The organism is Tamlana crocina (assembly GCF_012037625.1).
Genome location: NZ_JAAVJS010000013.1, coordinates 19,881 through 44,686 on the forward strand (window position 1 = coordinate 19,881; position 24,806 = coordinate 44,686).

The window sequence follows — 24,806 nt, forward strand, 5'->3', positions numbered from 1 at the left end:
TCACCCTGAGCGCTCCCGATAGCTATCGGGACGAAGGGTCTTAAAAAAAACTAAAGAATAATAATTAAAAATGAAAGCAGAGATTTCTGCTTTCGCAGAAATTTATGAAACTCTGGGACAAAGGTATATCCATCGATAAAAAAATAGAACAATTTACGGTTGGCAACGATCGTGAAATTGATATCCATATTGCAAAATTCGACGTAATCGCATCCAAGGCGCACGCGAAAATGCTACATAAAATAGGCATTTTAAGCACCATTGAATTGGAGCAACTTTTAGGCGGACTGCAAGTTTTGGAAAATGAAATTGAAGCAGGCGAGTTTGTAATCGACCAGCAGTTTGAAGATGTACATTCTAAAATTGAGTACGAACTGACTGTAAGTTTGGGTGACGTTGGAAAAAAGATACACACGGCACGCTCTAGAAACGATCAGGTTTTAGTAGCCCTTCATTTGTATTACAAAGAAAATCTAGCCTTGGTTAAAGAAAAGACCAAAACGCTTTTCAATACACTTTTAGATCAAGCTGAAAATTATAAAGACAAAGTATTGCCTGGTTATACGCACCTGCAAGTGGCCATGCCATCGTCTTTCGGGTTGTGGTTTTCGGCCTATGCCGAATTGATGGTCGATGATGTGTTTTTAATAGATGCGGCCATAAAAACGGTAGACCAAAATCCGTTGGGCTCTGCAGCGGGTTACGGAAGTTCATTCCCTATCGATAGGGAGTTTACCACGAATGAAATGGATTTTGCAACACTAAAGTACAATGTGGTAGCTGCGCAAATGGGACGTGGTAAAAACGAACGTACTATTTCGGCTGCTTTAGGAAGTTTGGCTAATACCATGTCGCGATTTGCCATGGACGTTTGTTTGTATATGAGCCAGAATTTTGGGTTTATCTCATTTCCTGATGAGTTAACCACAGGAAGTAGTATCATGCCGCATAAAAAGAACCCTGATGTGTTTGAGCTTATCCGTGGTAAGTGCAACAAAATACAAGCACTTCAAAGCGAAATGCTGTTAATTACCAATAATTTGCCAAGTGGTTATCACCGCGATTTTCAATTGTTGAAAGAAAACATGATTGCCGCCTTTGAAGAAATTAAGGATATTTTGGATATTTTCAATTATTCCATTCAGCAAATCATTGTAAATGATATTGATATCAACAGCGATTTGTACAAATACTTGTTTACGGTGGATAACATCAATACTTTAGTGGTTGAAGGGCAAACTTTCCGAGAGGCTTACCAAAAAATAGGAGGGCAGGTACAAGATGGGACTTACGTGCCAGATACCTCGAAAAAGCATACGCACGTGGGCAGTATTCATAATTTATGCTTGGATAAAATACGGGCTAAATTCCCTAAGTAATTTTTTTTGATGTGGAGGTGTGGTTTGTGGTAAATTGGTTGCTGATGTAACCCGAATTAAATCTATTTTTATAAGCTAATGGAAGTCTTGTCGGCACTTCGATAGCTATCGAGATGAGACATTTAATAACAGAGGTTCTTCAAGTGCCCTGTGTTTTCTTATAAATGTTTGAAATGACTTGCAATATTTAATTGAATGAAACTGTAGTCATGTCGATGATAGGAGACATCACATAATATTTTTTAAGATAGTATCTTTCTATTTGCCTAACTCAAAAATCAAACAAAATATTCACCATTAAAAAAGCGCATTGGTTACATGCGCTTTTAAGGACTTCCAAAATGTTTAGTTTTAATATGTTGGCGACTAACTCAAATAATTAAATAATAGTGGATTGCCCTAAATGTATATTTGTAAAGTTTAGATTGGTCTCGTCTGGATTATTGATGAAATCTTCAATAAAGTCGCCCACTTTCGTAGTGCTAATATTGTCGTACTTGTTATTTAAATCGGGTGTGGTGATGTGTAGTTTTAACGACTTGTCTACACCTTCGCGTACCAATGCAGCTTCTTCGTCAAGTCCGAAATGATCAAGCAACATAGCTGCCGATAAAATGGAAGCGATGGGATTGGCAATGCCTTTGTTGGCTGCTTTGGTGTACGCACCGTGAATGGGTTCGAACATAGCATGCTCGTCCCCAAGTGAGGCCGAAGCCAATAAACCTATAGATCCCACAATCACGCTGGCTTCTTCCGAAAGGATATCACCGAACATATTTTCGGTTAAAATGACATCAAACTGTCTTGGGCGGATAATAAGCTCCATAGCCGCATTGTCAATGTAAAGGTAATTGACTTTTACATCGGGATATTGCGGTGCGATTTCCAGTACCACGCGGCGCCACAATCTGGAACTTTCCAAAACGTTGGCCTTGTCAACCAGGGCAAGTTTGCGTTTTCTCGATTGTGCCGCTTTAAAGGCTTGATGTGCAATACGTTCAATTTCAAAACGGTGGTAGGTACAAACATCAGAAGCGGTGTTGCCATCTTCACTTAAACTCCGGTCGCCAAAATAAATTCCGCCAGTCAACTCTCTATAAATAAGAATATTGGTGTCTTTTATTTGACGTACCTTTAATGAAGATTTGCTCAACAAATCGTCGTAGGCAATAATCGGTCTGATATTAGTGTGTAGACCCAAAGCTTTTCGGATACCCAAGAGACCTTGTTCAGGACGTATTTTGGCATCGGGGTCTAAATCGAAAGCTGTTTTTCCAATGGCTCCAAAAAGGACAGCATCGGCTTTTGTGCAAATATCAATAGTTTCCTGCGGAAGCGCCGTGCCATGTTTATCGATGGCACTGGCACCAACTAAGGCATAATTAAATGTAAATACGTGGTTAAATTCCATAGCTATAGCTTTCAGAACCTTAACGGCTTGAGCTGTAACTTCTGGACCAATGCCATCACCTGGCAAAACGGCAATATTTAACTTCATTTTGTATTTACTGATTTAAGCAGAAGTGATTTCCTTGTACACTTTGCTGTTTTCTATAATGTAATGGATGTCGTTATCGTCAACTTCTTTTTTGGTATCGGCAAAATCTAAGAAATTAGCATAGATTTCATCCAATTGAAGCTTGGTTAATTCGTATCCAATGTTTTTCGCTCTGTAAGCTAATGCGGCTCTACCACTTCTGGCAGTCAATACAATAGCCGATTCGGTAACACCAACATCTTTAGGGTCGATGATTTCGTATGTTTCACGATTTTTAATTACCCCATCTTGATGGATGCCCGAACTGTGAGCAAAGGCGTTGGCCCCAACAATAGCTTTGTTCGGTTGGGTGTAAATCCCCATGTTATCTGAAACCAATTGGCTTAAGCCGTAAAGCATTTCAGATTTTATATTGGTATCTAGATTCAAATAAGGGTGTTGTCTTAAAATCATAACAACCTCTTCTAAAGCGGTGTTTCCGGCGCGTTCTCCAATACCATTTATGGTGCATTCTATTTGTCTTGCACCATTAATTACCCCTTCAATAGAATTGGCAGTGGCCAAACCTAAATCGTTGTGGCAGTGGCAAGATAGAATGGCTTTGTCTATACCCTTTACGTTTTCTTTTAAATATTTAATTTTTGCACCATACTCGCTAGGCAAGCAATAGCCCGTCGTGTCTGGAATATTTAATACAGTGGCTCCGGCCTTAATAACAGCTTCGCACACTTGGGCTAAATAATCGTTATCGGTCCTACCGGCATCTTCTGCGTAAAACTCAACATCTTCTACAAAAGTTTTAGCGTAGCTTACTGCTTTAACAGCGCGCTCGATAATGGCCTCTCTGTTAGATCTAAATTTGTGTTTTATATGGGAGTCCGAAGTACCAATACCAGTATGTATTCTTGGTGTTTTGGCATACTTTAAAGCTTCGGCAGCAACTTTAATGTCGTTTTCTACTGAGCGCGTTAAACCGCAAACGGTAGCGTTTTTTACTATTTTGGAAATAGCTTCGACCGATTTAAAATCACCAGGGCTCGACACCGGAAAGCCTGCTTCAATAATATCTACCCCTAATTTATCTAGCTGCTCGGCTATGATTAATTTTTGGTCGGTATTAAGCTTACATCCAGGGACTTGCTCGCCATCTCTTAACGTTGTGTCAAAAATTTGTACTTTGTTATCAGACATTTAATTAAAATATATTTTCTTTTTGTTCTACGAATGTATATTTTGGTTTCTAAAAAACAGAATTCAAGAAATTGTTTTTACGATGTTTAAGCAAGTTGATGTTTTATTAAAATACTGAAAATCAATAAATTAACACTGTTATTGTAACTATGACAAAAGAGCAAAAAGATAATTTGTTTGTTTTGGTGAAATCGCTCTCTAAGTCTGAAAAAAGACAATTTAAGCTTTATGTTGGGCGATTGGGGGTGAATGAAGATTCGAAATTCTTGATGCTTTTTAATATTCTCGATAAGCTTTCGGTGTACGACGAAGCTGCCATACTTAAAAAAGGCATTGTAAAAAAACAGCAGCTTTCTAATTTAAAAGCACACTTGTATAAGCAAATCTTAATCAGTTTACGGTTAAACCCTTCCCATCAAAATGTAAGGATTCAAATTCGCGAACAGTTAGATTTTGCTACCATTTTGTACCACAAAGGACTTTACAAACAAAGTTTGAAAATTCTCGATAAAGCTAAAAATTTGGCTATTGCACACGAAGAAAAGAATGCGGCCTACGAAATTGTTGAACTCGAAAAAGTAATCGAGTCGCAATACATAACCCGTAGTTTGAGCAATCGTGCCGACGAGCTGTCCATTCAAGCCAAAGAGCTGAGCCAGCAAAACGTTTTGGCCAGTAAACTGTCTAATTTATCGCTGCAATTATATGGGTTGTTCCTAAAAACAGGTTACATTAAAAACGACGAAGAACACCAAATTGTTACCAAATATTTTAATGACCGTTTACCAAAATACGATATCAATAAACTAGGCTTTCGGGAAAAGCTATGGCTGTACAAATCGTATTTATGGTACAGTTTTTTAACAGTCGATTTTTTATCCTGCTATAAGTATGCTTCAAAATGGGTCGATTTGTTTTATGATAACAAAGATATGATTGTACTTAACCCGGTGTTCTTTTTACGGGGTAATCATTATCTGTTGGAAGCTTTGTTCTACTTGCAGCAATACGAGAAGTTTAAAACAGCGCTTCATCGTTTAGAGGAAATCACCCAGGAAAAATGGTTTCCGTTAGATGATAATAATGAAAGTTTAGCCTTCTTGTACGTTTACAACAACAAGTTCAATCTGCACTTTATGGAGGGCTCTTTTAAGGAAGGGTTGCCTTTAATAGAAGAGGTTTTGGAGCGTTTGAAAAACTACCAAAACCGCATAGACGAGCACCATATTATGGTGTTTTACTATAAAATAGCCAGTATGTATTTTGGTGCTGGCGAAAACAAAAAATGCATTCAGTTTTTAGATAAAATTATTAGTAACAAGTCTTTGCAAATGCGCGAAGATTTGTTGTGCTTTTCACGTATTCTGAATTTGGTAGCGCATTACGAAGCGGGTCTGGATTACAACTTGGATGCCTTGATTAGAAGTACTTATAAATTTTTAATCAAGATGGAAGATTTGTACGAAGTGCAGAAAGAGTTTATCAAATTTTTACGTGGTTTAGGCGATATTTATCCGCATGAGGTGAAAAATGAATTCATTAAACTGCATAAAAAACTAAAAGAATTTGAAGACGATCCCTACCAGAGTCGGGCGTTTTTGTATTTAGATATTATTTCTTGGTTGGAGTCTAAAATACAGAACAGGCCCATAGGTTTGGTAATTAGAAATAAGTTTCACCAAAGGCGGCACGAGAAATCATAATCCCGACGAAAAAGTAAATTTTCCCTTAAAAAATTTGGATATTAACTTTTTCTGAACGAATATTTGCATTCACGAAGTTCAAACACTTATTGAGATGTTATCAAGAAAGGCGGAGGGATTAGACCCAATGAAGCCTTAGCAACCCTTTATCTGTAAAGAAGGTGCTACATTCTGCCACATAGCTTTGCGCTGTTGGATAGATAACCACACAGAATTACTTCAGGTAGTTTTATAAATTCTTCATAACATTTTTCTAATAAGTACACTTTTTTAAGTGCATTGACTTTATATTATTTTTGTTAAATAAGAAAAAAATAGAAAAATGAGTAATCAAAAATTAGCAACAAACGCTTTACATGCTGGGCATGATGTAACAACCAATGGAGGAACCAGAGCGGTTCCTATTTACCAAACAACATCTTATGTGTTTAATAACACAGATCATGCGGCCAATTTATTTTCATTACAGGAATTAGGGTTTATTTATACCCGTTTAAATAACCCTACCAACCAAATTTTGCAAGAACGTTTAGCAGCTGTTGAAGGCGGTATTGGCGCTGTGGTGTTCGCTTCCGGAACTTCGGCGATTTCTACTGGTTTGCTTACTTTGCTAAAAGCTGGCGACCATATTGTAGCATCAAGCAGTTTGTACGGAGGGACTTATAACTTGTTGAATGTAACTTTGCCAAGGTTAGGTATTACAACTACCTTTGTAGATGCCGATAACCCAGATAACTTTGCAGAGGCCGTTCAGGATAATACCAGAGCCTTTTTTGTAGAATCATTAGGAAACCCTAAGCTGGATGTGTTGGATTTAAAGTCTATTTCGGTACATGCTAAGGCTGCCGGGGTGCCTTTTATTGTAGATAACACCGTGGCAACTCCTGCTTTGCTTAACCCGATTGAGCATGGCGCCAACATTGTAATCCATTCGTTAACAAAATACATTGGTGGTCAAGGTACTTCTTTAGGAGGTGCTATTATTGATGCGGGTACTTTCGATTGGACCAACGGAAAATTTCCAGAATTTACAGAGCCATCGGCAGGTTACCATGGTTTAGTGTATAGCGAAGCACTTGGGGCAGCAGCCTACACATTCAAATTAATTTTAGAAGGCTTAAGGGATTTAGGTGGCGCATTGAGCCCTACCAATGCTTTTAACATCATCCAGGGGTTGGAAACTTTGCCAGTTCGTATAAAGCAGCATAGTGAAAATGCACTCGAAATAGCCAAATGGTTAGAAGAACAACCAGAAGTAGCATGGGTAAATTATCCTGGTTTAGAGAGTAGTAAGTATAAAGAATTGGCCGATAAGTATTTGTCAAAAGGGCAGAGTGGTATTGTAACCTTTGGTGCCAAGGGCGGATTTGATGCGGCAAAAGCCATATCAGATAACACCAAATTATTCTCATTATTGGCCAATATTGGAGATACCAAATCCCTAATTATTCATCCAGCGAGTACAACCCACCAGCAATTAACGGAAGAACAGCAAGCATCGGCAGGTGTTTCAGGTGATTTAATTAGATTATCGGTTGGAATTGAAGATGTTGAAGACTTAAAAACCGATTTAAAAGAAGCTTTCGCAAAAATATAAACTTAAAAATGAGAGGCTCCGTTAGGAGGCAATATTCAACGGAGCCTTTAAAACAACAAAACATTGAAGCACCCGTTGCAACATATCAATATTAAAAATTATACCACCGAAAGTGGTGTGCTCGTTTCAGAGCTAAAACTGAGTTACCAGGTATTCGGACAAACATTGGGCGAGGCGCCTATTATCCTTGTAAACCATGCCTTAACCGGGAATAGCAATGTGGCCGGTGAAGATGGCTGGTGGAAAGATTTAATTGGAGACAACAAAGTAATCGATACCAATTTATATACCATTTTGGCTTTTAATATTCCGGGAAACGGTTACGATGGTTTTATAATTAAAAATTACAAGGATTTCGTAGCGCGCGATGTGGCCAACATCTTTTTGTTGGGGCTCGAAAAACTGGAAATTAAAAAAGTATTCGCCACTATTGGCGGCTCTCTTGGTGGCGGTATTGCTTGGGAAATGGCAGTGAACAACCCCGATTTTACTGAGCATTTAATCACTGTAGCTACCGACTGGAAAGCCACCGATTGGCTCATTGCCAATTGCCAAATTCAAGAGCAATTTCTGTTGAATTCTAAAAACCCGGTACACGATGCCCGAATGCATGCTATGTTGTGCTATCGTACGCCAGAGTCGTTTAAAGAGCGTTTCAAACGCTCCAAAAATGAAGATTTGGAGATTTTCAATGTAGAAAGTTGGTTGCTCCATCACGGTAAAAAATTACAGGAACGTTTCCAGCTTTCGGCGTATAAATTGATGAATCAGTTGCTAAAAACCATCGATGTTACGAAAGGCCGAGCGAACGATTTTAATGTTTTGGATAACATCAAAGCCAACATACATATTGTTGGTGTAGATTCCGATTTGTTTTTTACAGCCGAAGAAAACCGCGAAACCCATAAGCAATTGGCTTTAACGCACCCAAATGTAACTTATAATGAAATACATTCGGTACATGGGCACGATGCGTTTTTAATGGAATACGAGCAGTTGGAAAAAATTATTGAAGGCATTTTTGTGCCAGATTCAAAAAGAAAAAGAATGAAAGTATTGAAGTTTGGAGGAAAATCGTTGGCTAACGGAAAAGGGTTGGAAACGGTGCTTTCAATTATAAAAAATAAAGTAGAGGCGAATGAACGTTTGGCGGTAGTCGTATCGGCAAGGGGGTCGGCCACAGACGATTTAGAGGCGATTTTAAACAAAGCCCTAAAAGGAAAACCCTATCAAGAGGAGTTGGAGGCCTTTAAAGCCTACCAATCACAGCCATCAAAAACCATCGATTTTTCAGAAGAATTTTCGGTTCTTGATAAGTTGTTTGAGGGGGTAAGTTTGTTGCGCGATTACAGTAAAAAAACAAAAGACAATATTTTGGCACAGGGCGAACTCTTATCGGTTAAGCTCATTGCCAATTTGTTGAACGAGCAGGGTATTAAGGCTAAGGCTACCGATGCCCGTGAATTGATAAAAACCGATGAGGCTTTTGGTAATGCACAGCCGCTTTCAAAATTGTCTAAAGAAAATACCGAAAAGTATTTCAAGGATAATAAAGATGTGGTGAATGTGGTAACTGGTTTTATTGCATCCAACTTAAAGAACGAAACCACAACTTTAGGGCGCAACGGTAGCAATTACACGGCAGCACTTTTGGCCAATTTTTTGGATGCCGAAGAATTGCAAAATTACACCCACGTAAACGGTATTTATACCGCCGACCCTGGTTTGGTGGCCGATGCAGAGCAAATAAGGGAACTCTCGTACAGCGAAGCCAACGAGCTGGCCAATTTCGGTACTTCGGTGTTACATGCCAAAACCATTATTCCGTTGGTTGAAAAAAACATCAACCTTCGTATTTTAAATACCTTCAATCCAGACGATGAGGGAACATTAATCACGGCTAGACCGAGTACAAAGGAAGTCACTTCCCTATCGGTTCTCGATAATGTGGCATTATTGAATTTAGAAGGGCGTGGATTGCTCGGTAAAATTGGGGTCGATGCCCGAATTTTTGGTGCGTTGAGTAACCACGGCATTAGCGTGAGCATTGTTTCGCAAGGTTCTTCGGAACGCGGTATTGGTTTAATCATTGATGCCGACCAAGCTACACAGGCGGTAATTGCCCTGGAGCGTGAGTTTGAAAGCGATTTCTATTCTCAGGATGTCAATAAAATTGATGTCGTAGACGATGTAGCTGTAATTTCCATTGTAGGTATTGAGCTTAGTTCGTTCCACAAGCCATTCAATGCCTTGATAAAAAACCAAATTACACCATTGCTTTTCAATAATACCGTAACTGGTAAAAACGTGAGCTTGGTGGTAAAGAAAGCCCAATTACACAAAGCGGTGAATGTTATTCACGGTGAAGTTTTCGGGATTTCAAAAAAGATAAACATTGCCATTTTTGGCCACGGCGGTGTTGGTGGCGCGCTGATCAATCAAATTTTAAAATCGAAAGCCGATATCGAGAAACGAAAAGGTATTAACTTAAATGTATTTGCTATTGCCAATTCCAAACAGGTGCTTTTAAACCGAAATGGAGCGTCGAATACTTGGAAAGAAGACATTGCCAAGGTGAGTAGTAACCTTTCGGTTGAAGATATTATCACCTTCGCAAAAAACCATCACTTGGAAAACCTTATTGCGGTAGATAATACGGCGAGTTCAGAATTCTATAAAAACTACGTACCGTTGGTTGAGGCTGGTTTCGATTTGGTATCGTCAAACAAAATTGCCAATACCATTTCGCACGATTTTTATAGAGATTTGCGTCTTCAACTGAAAGAAAACAATAAAGAATATTTATATGAAACCACGGTTGGTGCAGGTTTACCCTTGATTGATACCATTAAACTGTTACACGAATCGGGCGAGAACATTACACGAATCCGAGGTGTGTTTTCGGGCACCTTAAGCTATTTGTTCAATAATTTTTCTGTTCAGGACAAACCGTTTAGCGCAATCATTCAGGAAACGATTGATAAAGGTTTTACCGAGCCCGACCCGCGTGAAGATTTTTCAGGGAACGATGTGGCCAGAAAATTGTTGATTTTGGCCAGAGAGTTGGATTTGCAAAACGAATTTGAAGATGTGTCCGTTCAAAATTTAATTCCGGAAGCGTATCAAAATATTTCGGTGGAAGCCTTTTTAAAACAGTTGGATGTTTTGGATGAGCAATACCAAAAGATAAAAGACAACCAAAAGCCGGGGCATGTGTTAAGGTATGTGGGCGATTTAAGTGGAGACCTTTCGAAAGATAAGGGGACTTTGGAAGTGAAATTGGTGTCCATCCCCGAAGACAGTACTTTGGGGCATGTAAAAGGCAGTGATGCCATTTTTGAAATTTTTACCGAAAGTTACGGCGAGCAGCCCATTGTAATCCAAGGGGCAGGTGCCGGTGCCGAAGTGACCGCCAGAGGTGTTTTTGGCGATATTTTAAGGTTGTCGAAACATATAAATTAGAAAAGAACTTCCCAAAATTTATTTTGGGATTCCCTTTGGGATTGTCAGTTCCACAGGTCACACTGAGCTTGTCGAAGTGAAGGCGGGGGTCTATTAATTAAATACAGCCACAAATACTTACAAACAAAGATTGATTAGTAAATTCGTGGCCAAAAAAATAAAATGAGCGAGAATAAAAAACATTTCGAAACAGAAGCCATTCGCACGCAAACCGAAACCACGCAGTTTTCAGAACATTCCGTGCCGTTATATTTAACCTCGGGATTCGTTTTCGATGATGCCGAAGAAATGCGGGCATCGTTTGCTGAAGAAAAGCAACGAAACTTATATAGTAGATATAGCAATCCTAATGTTAACGAGTTTGTTGACAAAGTTTGTGCTATGGAAGGAGCCGAAGCCGGTTTTGCTTTTGCCAGTGGCATGGCTGCCGTGTTTTCAACCTTTGCAACCTTGCTGGAGGCTGGCGATCATGTGGTGTCGTGCAGTTCCGTTTTTGGGGCCACCCACGGACTCTTCACAAAATATTTGCCGAAATGGAATATTGAATGTACGTATTTCAATGTGGGCGAAGTAGATTCGGTTGAAAGTTTAATCCAACCCAATACCAAATTCATTTATGCTGAAACCCCAACCAACCCAGGAGTTGACGTGTTGGATCTGGAATTTTTAAGCGCAATTTGCAAAAAACATGATATCCTTTTAGTGATAGACAATTGCTTTGCGACACCATATTTGCAAAACCCGATTAAGCATGGGGCTGATTTGGTAATCCATTCAGCTACCAAATTAATGGATGGCCAAGGGCGCGTACTTGGCGGGGTTACCGTAGGCAAAAAAGAATTGATTCGAGAGATTTATTTGTTCTCAAGACTTACTGGTCCATCTATGAGTGCGTTCAATGCTTGGGTATTGTCAAAATCATTGGAAACACTTGCGGTGAGAGTAGAAAAACATTGTGAAAACGCCTTGAAAATCGCTACTTATTTGGAGGCGCATCCTAAAGTAAAATGGGTGAAATACCCGTTTTTAAAGTCGCATCCCAAACATGAGGTGGCGAAAAAGCAGATGCGTTTAGGCGGAAATATTGTGGCTTTTGAGGTTGAAGGCGGTTTGGAAGGTGGAAAAACGTTTTTAGACAGTTTAAAAATGTGTTCGCTTTCAGCTAATTTAGGGGATACTAGAACCATCGTTACACACCCTGCAAGTACCACGCACGCCAAAGTTGAGCCCGAAGTAAAGGCCGCTGCGGGTATCACTGACGGTATGGCGCGCGTTTCAGTGGGATTGGAGCATGTAGATGATATTATTGCCGATTTAGAAAAGGCGCTTAAATAATTTAAAGTGATAAACAGCAAAACCATATTTCAAGTGGATGCCTTTGCCGATGAAGCCTTTAAGGGCAACCCGGCTGGGGTGATGATTCTCGATGCACCCTTATCGGAAGATTGGATGCAGAATATGGCTGCTGAAATGAACCTATCGGAAACGGCTTTTTGTTGTGCCCAACGGTAAAGGCTACGATATTCGGTTTTTTACGCCTACGGCAGAAATTGCATTGTGCGGACATGCTACTTTGGCTTCTGCACATATTATTTATCAATTGGGATTGAAATCTTCAAATGAAAGTATTCAATTTAAAGCAAAAGGCGGAGATTTAGCGGTAAGTAAGGATAACGATTTCTTGGTTATGACGTTTCCGCAGTATAGTTTAACCAAAGTTGAAGTGTCTTTAGTTTTTAAGGAAAGTGCGGGTTTTGAGCCTGTCGAATTTTACAAAAGCGATGACCATTGGATGCTTGCCGTTGCAGAAAGTCAGCAACAAGTGGAGCATTGCCAACCTAATTTTGAAGCACTAAAGTCGAATGGTTTGGGGTGGTTAATTGTAACTTCAGAAGCAAATAGCAATGATGCTGATTTTGTGGTGCGGTGTTTTGTACCCGATATGGGAATAAACGAAGATCCTGTAACGGGTTCGGCGCATTGTGCCTTAACGCCATTATGGTCTGGGAAATTGGGAAAACAAAAATTGGTATCGCATCAAATATCAAAACGAGGAGGAGTGTTAAAAGTAGGTGTAAAAGGAGATAAAGTGGAAATAAAAGGACAGGCCGTAACGATTTTTGAGGCTCAATTGAAAATATAATTTCCATATCTTAGCGGCATGTTATCCAAAAAAACAAAGTACGGCTTAAAGGCGCTTACGTATATTGCAAGAAGGGGCGAAGAGACTCCAGTACAAGTGGGCGAAATAGCCAAAGCCGAATTTATTCCGCAGAAATTTTTAGAAAGTATTTTACTTAGCTTGCGCAAATCGGGTATACTCGGTTCTAAGAAAGGGAAGCATGGTGGCTATTATCTAAGAAAGGAGCCTTCGGAAATTTTAATGACCGAGGTGATGCGTATTTTGGAAGGGCCTATTGCCATGGTGCCATGTGTAAGTTTGAATTATTACGAGCCTTGCGACGACTGCCCTGATGAGACGCTTTGTAGCGTCAATAAACTGATGATTCAGGTGCGCGACAGCACACTTAATGTGTTTAGAAACACTACCTTAGCCGATTTATCGGACGAAAAGCGCTAAGGATTCTTCAAATTTAAAAACCATTTATTGTCAATATTATTCCGTTTATCGAAAAAATACATCATTATCCTAAAAATAAGATTTCAGTATTTGTCATCTAAAAAAAAGTATTACTTTTGTAATCCCTAGTAAATTGATAGGATTAATATAATTCAATGACAAATGATAGGACAGATGTTATTAAAAGATAAAGAAAAAGCCACTTATAAAGAAGACCGCACCAGTGAAAAGCCTATTAGAAGTGTAGTTAAATCTTTAAGTTGGAGAACTATAGGTACTATAGATACTATATTGATTTCTTGGATTATAACCGGAAAATTGGATTTGGCTTTTTCAATTGGAGGTATCGAGCTGATCACCAAAATGGTATTGTACTTTTTCCACGAGCGTGTTTGGAATTCAATAAAGTGGGGGAAATAAAATTTTAAGGAAACGATGTTTACAGAAAACCAAATAAAAGAATTAAACGAAGCATTTAAAGATGCTGCACCGGCCGAAATCATAAAAAAGGCTTTCGAGCTTAATGATGAGGCAGTGGTTACGACTAACTTTAGACCATACGAAGCGGCCATTTTGCACGCAGTGAGTTCGGTTGAAGCGAAAACACCAGTGGTTTGGTGCGATACGGGTTACAACACCCCGCAAACGTACAGGCATGCCGAGCAGGTAATAAAAGATTTAGATTTAAACATCTTTTTATATGTGCCAAAGCAAACCTCTGCACACCGCGATGTGATAATGGGCATTCCATCAATTGACGCGCCAGAGCATGCTTTGTTCACAGAGCAAGTTAAGCTGGAGCCGTTTAGAAGAGCCATGGAAGAGCACAAACCAAAAGTGTGGTTTACTAATTTGCGCCAAGGCCAAACGGCTTTTAGAGATAGCATTGGTATTTTTAGTTTGAGCAAAGATGGCGTTTTAAAAGTGAGTCCGTTTTATTATTGGTCTGAAGAAAAATTAGATGGCTATTTGGAAGAAAACAAATTGCCTAACGAGTTTAAATATTTTGACCCAACAAAAGCATTAGAGAATAGAGAGTGTGGTTTGCACGCCTAGTTTAGTTGGCAGTAAGCAGTCACAGTAAACAATAATAGAGTTAAATAATAAATATTCTTACTTCGCCCGAGTAAGAATTCCTCTCCCTTTGGGGAGGCTAGGAGGGGCCTTTTTATGAAGAAAGATACATCACATATCAACTCGCTGGAAAACGAAGCGATTTACATTATGAGAGAAGTGGCGGCACAGTTTGAAAAACCTGTTCTGTTATTTTCTGGAGGAAAAGATTCCATTACTTTAGTAAGATTGGCTGTTAAGGCATTCTATCCAGCAAAAGTGCCATTTCCTTTAATGCACATCGATACGGGGCACAATTTCCCCGAAACTATTGAGTTTAGAGATCGTTTGGTAAAAGAACTAGGGTTGGAGCTTATTGTTCGTAACGTTCAGGATTCTATCGATCAAGGAAAAGTAAAAGAGGAATCTGGTCGTTACGCGAGTAGAAACCAATTGCAAACCACTACGCTTTTAGATGCTATTGAAGAATTTAAATTCGATGCTTGTATTGGTGGTGCGCGTCGTGATGAAGAAAAGGCCAGAGCGAAAGAGCGTATTTTTTCAGTGCGTGACGATTTCGGTCAGTGGGACGAAAAAAACCAGCGTCCGGAGTTATTCGATATGTTGAACGGTCAAATCGAGTTGGGGCAAAACGTTCGAGTATTCCCAATTTCAAACTGGACAGAGTTGGATGTGTGGTCGTACATTGAAAAAGAAAACATCGAAATTCCATCCATTTACTTCGCGCACAAACGTAAAGTATTTTTAAGAGATGGTATGATTTGGTCTGCCGATGATGAGGTGGTTTACAGAGATGAAGACGAAGAAGTAATTGAAGAAATGGTGCGTTTCCGTACCGTGGGCGATATGAGCTGTACGGCAGCAGTGTTGTCTGAAGCTTCAACCATTTCAAAAGTTGTAGAGGAAATTAGAGACTCCACAATTTCAGAAAGAGGTGCCAGAATTGACGATAAGCGTTCTGAAGCCGCTATGGAAAAGCGTAAGCAACAAGGGTATTTTTAAAATTTGTAGAACAAATTTTGCCATTGGCTTTTAGCAAGGAGCTATTAGCTAAAAATAAAATAAAAATAAAAGTAGATTATTAAACAAGCCAGCGGCTAAGAGCTAAAGGCTAACAGCTATAAAGCATGGAAGTATTAAAAATTGCAACAGCAGGAAGTGTAGATGATGGGAAAAGTACGTTGATTGGGCGTATTCTTTACGATACAAAATCATTGACTACCGATAAATTGGAAGCTATTGAAAAAACCAGTAAACAACGTGGATACGATTATTTAGATTTTTCGTTGGCTACCGATGGTTTGGTTGCAGAAAGAGAACAGGGTATCACCATCGATGTGGCACACATTTATTTTTCAACAGGAAAGAAAAGTTACATTATAGCCGATACACCGGGCCACGTGGAATATACACGAAACATGGTTACCGGAGCTTCAACATCGCAAGCATCTATTATCTTGATTGATGCCCGTAAAGGAGTGATAGAGCAAACCAATCGTCACTTTTTCATCAATAACCTTTTAAGGATTAAAGATGTAGTGGTTGCGATAAACAAAATGGATTTGGTAGATTATTCTGAAGAGGTTTACAATAAAATCAAAGCTGACTTCTCTGAATTGATGAGCAAGCGCGATTATCAAGACCAAAAAATAACGTTTATTCCTGTTAGTGCCCTTAAAGGCGATAACGTAGTGAATAGATCAGAAAACATGCCTTGGTACAAAGGAGAGGCATTATTGGAACACCTAGAGCAGTTGGATAAAGCCGATATTTTTAATGTGGGAACGCCACGTTTCCCGGTACAGTATGTTATCCGTCCTAAAACCGAAGATTTCCACGATTTTAGAGGCTACGCCGGAAAAGTGTACGGTGGTGAGCTAAGCGTGGGCGACGATATTATTGTGTTGCCATCAAAAACGCGTTCAAAAATAAAAGACATTTATTTCTATGATGAAAAGTACGAAACGGCATCGCGTCGTTCGTCGGTAACCATCACTTTAGAAAACGATATTAACGTAAGCCGCGGTGATATGATTGTTAAGGAAGGCGATTTACCAACCATCGACAAGCAGTTTACGGCCGATGTATGCTGGATGGATTCAGACGAATTGGTAACGGGCGGCAAATACATTGTTCAGCATGGTGTCAATAAAGTGTTGGCAAAAGTAGACAGAATTAACCATAAAATCAATCCAGATTACTCTGGTTTTGAAAAAGGGGTGACCACTATAGGGGTTAACGATATTGCTTCGGTAACCTTCAAATTAAATAAACCTATTTTCTATGACCAGTTTAAAAAGCATAGAACCAATGGGTCGTTTATTCTAATAGATCCGCAAACCAACCATACCGTTGGGGCAGGATTCATTCAATAAAAAAAGAAAATGCAAAGTTTTAGAACAGAAATAGAAAATCCAGTTGTTGAAAGAGATATTATTGAATTAGCCAATAAAATCGAATTGTTCAACAATGGAAAAATTGACGAAGAAAAATTTAGAAGTCTGCGTTTGGCCCGTGGTATTTACGGTCAGCGTCAAGAAGGCGTTCAAATGATTCGTATCAAATTGCCTTACGGAAAAGTAAAGAGCAACCAATTACGAAGAATTTCAGATGTGTCTGACGAGTACTCTCGTGGACGTTTACACATTACTACGCGTCAGGATATCCAAATCCATTACGTTGATATTAACCGTACGCCAGAATTATGGGCAGAATTGGATAAAGACGATGTCACCATCCGTGAGGCTTGTGGTAACACGGTACGTAACGTAACCGCTTCAGAATTGGCGGGTGTTGATGTAAACGAACCGTTCGATGTGTCGCCGTATGCCGATGCGTTGTTCCGTTTCTTCTTGCGTAACCCAATTTGTCAGGAGATGGGACGTAAGTTTAAAGTATCGTTTTCATCTTCCGATGAAGATACGGGGCTGTCGTACATGCACGATTTAGGTTTTATTGCAAAAATTGAAAACGGTGTTCGTGGATTTAAAGTGATGATTGGTGGTGGTTTAGGTTCGCAGCCACGCCACGCCGATGAGCTTTATAGCTTTTTGCCAAGTAACAAGATTATTCCGTTAATGGAAGGTGTGGTTCGTATTTTCGACCGCCACGGTGAGCGTAAAAGCCGTGCCAAAGCGAGAATGAAATTCTTAATAAAAGACATCGGTCTTGAGGCTTTCAAAGAATTGGTGGAAGCAGAGCAAAAAGCCATAGCCAATAAAACCGTTGAAATTGATGCCGATGCTTATGTGGCTTCAAAACCGGTTGAGGTTTCAGAAATTCCTCAAGTTGATATAAAAAACGAACAAGCGTTCGAAACTTGGAAAGCCACCAATATCATTCCTCAAAAACAAGAGGGCTATGTAGCTATCGGTATAAAAGTGCTTTTAGGTGATTTTTACACGGATAAAGCGCGATTATTGGCCGATTTGGTTGAAAATTATGCAGCCGGTGAAATCCGTTTATCCCTGCGCCAAAACATTGTTATTCCTTTTGTGAAAGAGGAGTTGGTGCCATTTTTCTACACCGAATTGGAAAAACTTGGTTTTGTAGAGGCCGGTTACAACAAAGCGGTTGATATTACGGCTTGTCCAGGAACCGATACCTGTAATTTGGGTATTGCCAGTAGTACGGGTATTGCCGATGAGTTGGAGCGTGTAATAAAAGCCGAATACCCACAGTATCTTAAAAACGAAGATCTTGTTATAAAAATTAGTGGTTGTATGAATGCCTGCGGACAGCACAATATGGCGAATATTGGTTTCCAAGGGATGTCGGTTCGTACGCCAGATAAATTGGTAGCGCCAGCCTTGCAAGTACTATTAGGAGGTGGTAACCTTGGTGATGGTACCGGAGTTTTTGCCGATAAAGTGGTAAAAGTACCAAGTAGAAGAGGTCCTGAAGCGTTACGTAGAATTTTAGATGACTACGAAGCCAATGCCGGTGGAAAGAAATTCGTGGAGTATTACAAAGAAACGGGCGACCGCTATTTCTACGATTTGCTTAACGATTTACAAGACGTGAGCAACCTAACTCCAGAAGATTTTATCGATTGGGGTAACGAAGAAGAATATGTAAAAGAAATTGGTATTGGTGAGTGTGCCGGTGTGGTTATCGATTTAATTGCCACTTTGTTTTTAGAAAGTGAAGAAAAAATCGAAAAAGCTAGGGAAGCTTTTGGTAATGAGGTGTATTCTTATGCTATTTACCATGCTTACAGTTCTTTGGTTAATTCCGCGAAAGCGTTGTTGTTGGCCGAGAACAAAAAGACCAACACTCAAGCGGGTATCATAAGTGATTTCGATAAGTTATTTGTTGAAGGCGGAAAAATAGATCTTGGTGGTTCGTTTTCTGAGTTGATTTACCAAATTAACCAAAATGCGCCAACAAAAGAATTTGCTGAAAAATACATTGAAGATGCCAGCAAGTTTTTAGAGAAAGTAAGAGCTTTTAGAGAGGCTGATGCAGTTGAAACTAAGGCGGTATAAATAAAGAATATGAGTTTGAAAACCCCAAAATTAACTGTTGTAGGTGCAGGTCCGGGCGACGAAGATTTAATAACCCTTAAAGCTATTAAGGCTATTGAATCTGCCGATGTGATCCTGTACGACGCACTAATCAACGAATCGCTTCTTAAATATGCTTCAGGTGATGCCGAGCTTATTTTTGTGGGCAAGCGTAAGGGGTGCTATGCGTTTCAGCAGGAACAAATCAACGAATTGATTGTTTCTAAAGCCAAAGAAAAAGGGCACGTGGTTCGGTTAAAAGGCGGCGACCCATTTATTTTTGGTCGCGGTGCTGAAGAAATTGATTATGTGCGCGGTTTCGGATTGGAAACTTTTATGGTGCCGGGTATTTCATCATCGGTGGCAGTGCCAGCTTATCAAGGTATTCCGTTAACAAAACGAGGGGCTTCCGAAAGCTTTTGGGTCATCACAGGAACGACCAAAAAACACCAAATTTCAGGCGATGTGGCTTTAGCGGCTAAATCGACAGCTACAGTGGTTATTTTAATGGGCATGGGCAAACTGGATGAAATCGTAAAGATTTTTTCAGAAGAAAACAAACAGGAAACGCCCATTGCCATTATACAAAATGGAACGCGAGCAGACGAAAAAGTAGGCATTGGCACTATAAGTACCATTCAAAATATTGTTGCTGAAAAGGAGTTATCGTCTCCGGCCATCATTATTATTGGTGATGTGGTGAAAGAAAGAGCCGTGTTGAGTTCTATTTGTGCCGAGGTTGTAAAGGAATAGGCTATGGAAAGAAATAATTTATACCCTATTTTTTTAAAAGCGAAAAGCTTAAACGTTCTTATAGTTGGTGGGGGCTATGTGGCTGAAGAAAAATTGACTTTTCTTCTAAAATCAAGCCCAGATGCCAATGTCACTATGGTGTCGCCCATGTTTAGGGAAGACACGGTGGAGTTGGCAAAAAAAGGAAACGTAACCCTTGTAAAAAGTAAATACAAAAAGAAGTATTTAAAAGGGAAGCACATTGTGGTGGCCACGACCGATAAACCCAAAGTGAATGTAAAAGTGCACAAGCATTGTCGTAACAAAAGCATTTTGGTAAATGTGGCCGATAACCCGCCGTATTGCGATTTTTATATGGGCGGTATTGTTACCAAGGGGCATGTAAAAGTGGCAATTTCAACCAACGGAAAGTCGCCCACAACAGCAAAACGTTTGCGTCAGTTTTTTGAGGATGTTATCCCGGAAAATGTAGATGATTTAGTGAAAAATTTAAACGAATATAGAAAAACAATAAAAGGTGATTTTGAACAAAAAGTGGAAACACTTAACGAATTCACTAAAGGATTAATCGAGAAAAAAGAGTCTTAAAATGATTAAAACAGATATACTAATAATAGGAGCAGGACCAACGGGATTATTTACTGTTTTTGAAGCAGGTTTGTTAAAGCTTAAATGTCATTTAATTGATGCATTGCCACAACCTGGCGGACAGTGTTCAGAGATTTATCCCAAAAAACCGATTTACGATATTCCCGGTTTCCCGGAAATTTTGGCGGGCGACTTAACCAGAAACTTGTTGGAGCAAGGTAAGCAGTTCGAACCCGGATTTACTTTGGGTGAGCGTGCCGAAACCATTGAAAAACAAGACGACGGTTCGTTCATCGTAACAACCAATAAAGGAACAAAGCACCATGCCCCAGTAGTAGCTATTGCAGGTGGGTTAGGGTCGTTCGAGCCTAGAAAACCAGCTATTGATGGATTGGCCGATTACGAAGATAACGGTGTGGAGTACATTATTAAAGACCCAGAGTTTTACCGCGATAAAAAAGTGGTGATTTCAGGTGGTGGAGATTCAGCCTTAGATTGGAGTATCTTTTTAACTGATGTAGCTTCAGAAGTAACATTGATCCACAGAAGAAACGAGTTTAGAGGCGCGTTGGATTCCGTAGAAAAAGTAAGAGAGCTTACCCAAGAAGGTAAAATTAACCTGGTAACACCTGCCGAAGTAAAAGAATTGCACGGCGATGGTAAAATTGAGGCAGTAACTTACGAAATGGAAGGTGAATCTGTTAGAATAGAAACAGACCACTTTGTGCCATTGTTCGGGTTGTCTCCAAAATTAGGGCCGATTGGAAATTGGGGCTTAGAGATAGAGAAAAACGCTATAAAAGTAGATAATACACTAAATTATCAAACCAATATTCCTGGCATCTTTGCGATTGGTGATGTGAATACTTATCCAGAAAAACTAAAGTTGATCCTTTGTGGATTCCACGAAGCGACTTTAATGTGTCAGGCGGCTTACAGAATCATTAACCCAGGTAAAAAGTATGTATTGAAATACACCACCGTAAGTGGAATTGATGGTTTTGATGGGTCTCGTAAAGAAGCACCAAAAGCAGTAGTTCAAGCTATAAACTAAAATAAACTAAGTAAGAGGTTAAAAAAATCCCACAAGGTTATGTTAGCCTTGTGGGATTTAATATTTTTGGGAAGTTTGGTTTCAAAACCATAAAACATCAAACAAAAACACATGAAGAGTTACAATGTTTGTTTAAAGGATACGGTTAAAGCATTCACCAAAAAATTGTTTTATTCGTTGTTCGATTGTGAGCAGGAGGAAGCCAATAGCCAATATTTGGAAGATATGTTTTTAAAAATCGTTTCTAATTTAGAGATTGAAAACGGAAAGGAAATTTGGGAACAATTTAAAACCGAATTACCTTCCATCAGAAAAAAGTTGGATGCCGATGCCATTGCGTTTGAAAACAACGATCCCGCATCGCACAGTTTGGCTGAGATTTATATGGCTTATCCTGGTTTTCATGCGATATCCATTTACCGTTTGAGTCATGCTTTAATTAAGTTGGGTGTTCATATTTTACCAAGAATGATGAGTGAATATATTCACGGTATCACCGGTATTGACATCCACCCCGGAGCAACCATTGGCGATTCTTTTTACATCGACCACGGTACGGGAATCGTAATTGGCGAAACCTCAATTATTGGAAATGGCGTTAAAATCTATCAAGGGGTTACCTTGGGCGGTATTTCGGTGGCTAAAGATTTGGCTTCAACCAAACGCCACCCAACCATAGAAGATAATGTGTGCATTTACGCCAATGCTACCATTTTAGGCGGCGACATCGTTATCGGGAAAAACAGCATTATTGGGGCCAATGTTTGGATTACGGAATCGGTTCCGGAAAATTCATTGGTAACCTATCAAACAGAAATAAAAATCAGACCTAAAAAGAATGGCATACGAGAATAGTATTATTGGTCAAATAGGAAATACGCCGTTGGTGGAAGCTACGCACCTCATTTCAAAAAAAGACGTACGGTTATTTTTAAAATTGGAAGGGAATAATCCGGGAGGAAGTGTAAAAGACCGCCCCGCTTTCAATATGATAAACGAAGCATTAAAACGCGGCGATATAAAAAAAGGAGGTACTTTGGTCGAGGCCACTAGCGGAAACACCGGAATAGCCTTGGCATTTATTGCCAATTTATTGGGATTGAAAATGATTTTGATTATGCCTGAAAATTCTACTGAAGAACGCGTAAAAACCATGCGTGCTTACGGTGCTGAAGTGATTTTAACCCCAGCTGATATCGGTATTGAAGGCTCACGCGATTTAGCTTTTAAATTACGGGACGAAAAAGGTTATACGCTTTTAAACCAATTTGAAAACGACGATAACTGGAAAGCACATTACAAAACCACAGGCCCAGAAATTTGGCGCGATACCAAAGGGGAAATCACCCATTTTGTATCGGCTATGGGGACTACAGGAACCATAATGGGCGTATCCACCTATTTAAAGGAGCAAAATAAAAATGTAACCATTGTTGGGGCGCAACCCGACGACGATTCCCGAATTCCGGGCATTAGAAAATGGCCGGAAGAATACGTGCCCAAATTCTTCGACAGAAGTAAAGTCGATGAGGTAATTGAAGTCACCGAAGCCGATGCCAAAGCCACAACTATAAAATTGGCAAAAGAAGAAGGCGTTTTCGCTGGGATGAGCAGTGGTGGTTCAGTTTACTGTGCCTTGCAAATTGCCGAAAAAATAGATAAAGGCGTTATTGTGGCCATTATTTGCGATAGGGGCGATAGGTATTTATCATCTACTTTATTTGAATAAGAGAGAGTATTCAATAAAATAGGAAAACCAAAATATAGTCACTATTTTTGCATTCCAAATTTTACGAACAAAAGTTCATTTACGTAATAGTGTTATCAAGAAAGGTAGAGGGATTAGACCCAGTGAAGCCTTGGCAACCCTTTAACTTGTAAAGAAGGTGCTACGTTCTACCGCCAATTCTGATTTGTTTCAGGTCTTAGCGGAAAGATAACGAATAGTATTTTTTACTTTTCTTGATGATATTATGACTTAAAGATAATATCAGAAAAATGTCAGATATAAGAGCAGCTTTAAAAGAGCGAATTCTGGTTTTGGACGGTGCCATGGGTACCATGCTCCAAGCTTATAAATTTACTGAAGACGATTTCCGTGGCGAACGTTTTAAGGATTTTCCTGTGCCTTTGCAGGGCAATAACGATTTGCTGTCCATCACGCAGCCCGAAGCTATAAAAACAATTCATGCCAAGTATTTTGAAGCGGGAGCCGATATCGTGGAAACGAATACCTTTTCGGGAACCACAATTGCTATGGCCGATTACCAAATGGAAGATTTGGTATACGAGCTCAATTACGAGTCGGCAAAAATAGCTAAGGAGGTTGCTGAAGAATTCACCAAAAAAGAACCCAACAAGCCGCGATTTGTAGCAGGTTCCATTGGTCCAACCAATCGTACCGCGAGCATGTCGCCCGATGTGAATGATCCGGGCTATAGAGCCGTAACTTTTGATGAATTACGAATAGCCTACAAGCAACAAGTGGAAGCGTTGATGGATGGCGGCTCAGACATTTTGTTGGTAGAAACCGTATTCGATACACTCAACGCGAAAGCGGCTTTGTTTGCCATTGAAGAAGTAAAAGAAGAGCGTAACATCGATATTCCAATCATGTTGAGTGGAACGATAACTGATGCCTCGGGAAGAACACTTTCTGGACAAACGGCCGAAGCCTTTTTAATTTCGGTATCGCATGTGCCATTACTTTCTATTGGTTTCAATTGCGCTTTAGGAGCGAATTTATTGCAGCCGCATTTAGAGGCCATCGCCAATAAAACCGATTTCGCCATTTCGGCACATCCCAATGCAGGATTGCCCAATGCCTTTGGAGAATACGACGAAACCCCAGAAGAAATGGGCGCTCAAATAGAAGAATATCTAAAGAAAAATTTAATCAATATTATTGGTGGCTGTTGTGGTACATCACCTGAGCATATCAAAGTAATTGCAGATATAGCCGCAAAATATAAACCCCGTCAAGTGGTTGTTGGTTGTTAGATTTTGGTTGTTGGTTTCAGCAATTGAACTTTAGCAACAAAGATTAGGATAATTTAAAAACTAATGAAATCATATAAAGACTTAGATGTTTGGAAGGAAGCCAGAAAATTGGTCGCTGTTATATATGAGTCAACTCAAAAATATCCTAACGAAGAAATTTACGGAATAGTAAATCAAATGAGAAGATGCGTAATTTCCATTCCTTCAAATATCGCTGAAGGCTGTGGAAGACAATCTTCAAAAGAAACAATACATTTTTTGTATATATCAAGAGGTTCTTTGTACGAATTAGAAACACAATCTTTCCTGTCTAAAGATTTAAATTTTCTTTCTGAAGAAGAACTAAATAAAATACTAGTTCAAATAGAAGCTTGTATGAAGTTGCTTAACGGATTTATCAACTACTACAAGAAATTATAAG

Annotated in this window: 22 protein-coding genes and 2 riboswitches; of the genes, 20 read left to right on the forward strand and 2 right to left on the reverse strand. The window is 39.5% G+C overall.

What is annotated here, in order from left to right; translation table 11 throughout:
* The first annotated feature begins 104 nt into the window (after positions 1 to 104).
* The gene (argH, locus tag HC176_RS10375) at positions 105 to 1,379 is read left to right on the forward strand and encodes an argininosuccinate lyase (protein WP_167918138.1); all 1,275 of its coding nucleotides are present in this window, start codon (positions 105 to 107) and stop codon (positions 1,377 to 1,379) included.
* Between the two features lie 379 nt (positions 1,380 to 1,758).
* Here the strand turns inward: argH and leuB are convergent, their stop codons facing one another.
* Positions 1,759 to 2,877 (reverse strand): 3-isopropylmalate dehydrogenase, encoded by a 1,119-nt coding sequence (gene leuB / locus HC176_RS10380; protein WP_167918139.1) that lies wholly within the window; start codon positions 2,875 to 2,877, stop codon positions 1,759 to 1,761.
* Between the two features lie 15 nt (positions 2,878 to 2,892).
* Positions 2,893 to 4,068 (reverse strand): 2-isopropylmalate synthase, encoded by a 1,176-nt coding sequence (locus HC176_RS10385; RefSeq protein WP_167918140.1) that lies wholly within the window; start codon positions 4,066 to 4,068, stop codon positions 2,893 to 2,895.
* 149 nt (positions 4,069 to 4,217) lie between these two features.
* Here HC176_RS10385 and HC176_RS10390 point away from each other — a divergent pair, with 149 nt between their 5' ends.
* The 19 genes from HC176_RS10390 (at position 4,218) to HC176_RS10475 (ending at position 24,805) form a co-directional block, all read left to right on the forward strand.
* Positions 4,218 to 5,771 carry a hypothetical protein gene (locus HC176_RS10390; RefSeq protein ID WP_167918141.1) on the forward strand — a complete coding sequence of 518 codons (1,554 nt, stop codon included), beginning with the start codon at positions 4,218 to 4,220 and terminating at the stop codon, positions 5,769 to 5,771.
* 94 nt (positions 5,772 to 5,865) lie between these two features.
* Positions 5,866 to 5,978: riboswitch (SAM riboswitch) on the forward strand.
* 115 nt (positions 5,979 to 6,093) lie between these two features.
* Entirely contained in the window at positions 6,094 to 7,368 is a 1,275-nt protein-coding gene (locus HC176_RS10395; RefSeq protein WP_167918142.1) for an O-acetylhomoserine aminocarboxypropyltransferase/cysteine synthase family protein, read from the forward strand.
* 63 nt (positions 7,369 to 7,431) lie between these two features.
* Positions 7,432 to 10,830, forward strand: a complete 3,399-nt coding sequence (gene thrA, locus HC176_RS10400; protein ID WP_167918143.1) for a bifunctional aspartate kinase/homoserine dehydrogenase I — start codon at positions 7,432 to 7,434, stop codon at positions 10,828 to 10,830.
* Between the two features lie 162 nt (positions 10,831 to 10,992).
* On the forward strand, positions 10,993 to 12,165 hold the full coding sequence (locus tag HC176_RS10405) for a trans-sulfuration enzyme family protein (RefSeq protein WP_167918144.1): 1,173 nt from the start codon (positions 10,993 to 10,995) through the stop codon (positions 12,163 to 12,165).
* A 6-nt stretch (positions 12,166 to 12,171) separates the two neighbouring features.
* The gene (locus HC176_RS20325; RefSeq protein ID WP_342448682.1) at positions 12,172 to 12,342 is read left to right on the forward strand and encodes a PhzF family phenazine biosynthesis protein; all 171 of its coding nucleotides are present in this window, start codon (positions 12,172 to 12,174) and stop codon (positions 12,340 to 12,342) included.
* A complete protein-coding gene (locus HC176_RS10410; protein WP_342448683.1) occupies positions 12,329 to 12,973 on the forward strand; it encodes a PhzF family phenazine biosynthesis protein in 645 nt (214 codons plus the stop codon). Before HC176_RS20325 ends, HC176_RS10410 begins: the two co-directional genes overlap by 14 nt.
* Before the next feature lie 18 nt (positions 12,974 to 12,991).
* Positions 12,992 to 13,411, forward strand: a complete 420-nt coding sequence (locus tag HC176_RS10415; protein ID WP_167918145.1) for an RrF2 family transcriptional regulator — start codon at positions 12,992 to 12,994, stop codon at positions 13,409 to 13,411.
* Positions 13,412 to 13,585: 174 nt separating this feature from the next.
* Positions 13,586 to 13,831 carry a DUF2061 domain-containing protein gene (locus tag HC176_RS10420; protein WP_245234877.1) on the forward strand — a complete coding sequence of 82 codons (246 nt, stop codon included), beginning with the start codon at positions 13,586 to 13,588 and terminating at the stop codon, positions 13,829 to 13,831.
* A gap of 15 nt (positions 13,832 to 13,846) precedes the next feature.
* Complete coding sequence (locus HC176_RS10425; protein ID WP_167918147.1) at positions 13,847 to 14,467, forward strand: phosphoadenosine phosphosulfate reductase domain-containing protein; 621 nt, start codon at positions 13,847 to 13,849, stop codon at positions 14,465 to 14,467.
* 114 nt (positions 14,468 to 14,581) lie between these two features.
* Complete coding sequence (gene cysD / locus HC176_RS10430) at positions 14,582 to 15,487, forward strand: sulfate adenylyltransferase subunit CysD (RefSeq protein WP_167918148.1); 906 nt, start codon at positions 14,582 to 14,584, stop codon at positions 15,485 to 15,487.
* A gap of 125 nt (positions 15,488 to 15,612) precedes the next feature.
* Positions 15,613 to 16,860 (forward strand): sulfate adenylyltransferase subunit 1, encoded by a 1,248-nt coding sequence (locus tag HC176_RS10435; RefSeq protein WP_167918149.1) that lies wholly within the window; start codon positions 15,613 to 15,615, stop codon positions 16,858 to 16,860.
* Between the two features lie 9 nt (positions 16,861 to 16,869).
* A complete protein-coding gene (locus HC176_RS10440; RefSeq protein ID WP_167918150.1) occupies positions 16,870 to 18,972 on the forward strand; it encodes a HEPN domain-containing protein in 2,103 nt (700 codons plus the stop codon).
* Positions 18,973 to 18,981: 9 nt separating this feature from the next.
* The gene (gene cobA / locus HC176_RS10445; protein WP_167918151.1) at positions 18,982 to 19,743 is read left to right on the forward strand and encodes a uroporphyrinogen-III C-methyltransferase; all 762 of its coding nucleotides are present in this window, start codon (positions 18,982 to 18,984) and stop codon (positions 19,741 to 19,743) included.
* Between the two features lie 3 nt (positions 19,744 to 19,746).
* Positions 19,747 to 20,331, forward strand: a complete 585-nt coding sequence (locus tag HC176_RS10450) for a precorrin-2 dehydrogenase/sirohydrochlorin ferrochelatase family protein (protein WP_167918152.1) — start codon at positions 19,747 to 19,749, stop codon at positions 20,329 to 20,331.
* 1 nt (position 20,332) lies between these two features.
* A complete protein-coding gene (locus HC176_RS10455) occupies positions 20,333 to 21,385 on the forward strand; it encodes an NAD(P)/FAD-dependent oxidoreductase (protein WP_167918153.1) in 1,053 nt (350 codons plus the stop codon).
* Positions 21,386 to 21,496: 111 nt separating this feature from the next.
* Positions 21,497 to 22,240 carry a serine O-acetyltransferase EpsC gene (epsC, locus tag HC176_RS10460; protein WP_167918154.1) on the forward strand — a complete coding sequence of 248 codons (744 nt, stop codon included), beginning with the start codon at positions 21,497 to 21,499 and terminating at the stop codon, positions 22,238 to 22,240.
* Complete coding sequence (gene cysM / locus HC176_RS10465) at positions 22,224 to 23,114, forward strand: cysteine synthase CysM (protein WP_167918155.1); 891 nt, start codon at positions 22,224 to 22,226, stop codon at positions 23,112 to 23,114. The genes epsC and cysM overlap by 17 nt, the downstream gene beginning before the upstream one ends.
* An 89-nt stretch (positions 23,115 to 23,203) precedes the next feature.
* Positions 23,204 to 23,328, forward strand: a riboswitch (SAM riboswitch).
* Positions 23,329 to 23,383: 55 nt separating this feature from the next.
* A complete protein-coding gene (locus tag HC176_RS10470; protein ID WP_167918156.1) occupies positions 23,384 to 24,385 on the forward strand; it encodes a homocysteine S-methyltransferase family protein in 1,002 nt (333 codons plus the stop codon).
* A 63-nt stretch (positions 24,386 to 24,448) separates the two neighbouring features.
* Complete coding sequence (locus HC176_RS10475; protein ID WP_167918157.1) at positions 24,449 to 24,805, forward strand: four helix bundle protein; 357 nt, start codon at positions 24,449 to 24,451, stop codon at positions 24,803 to 24,805.
* Position 24,806 lies beyond the last annotated feature (1 nt).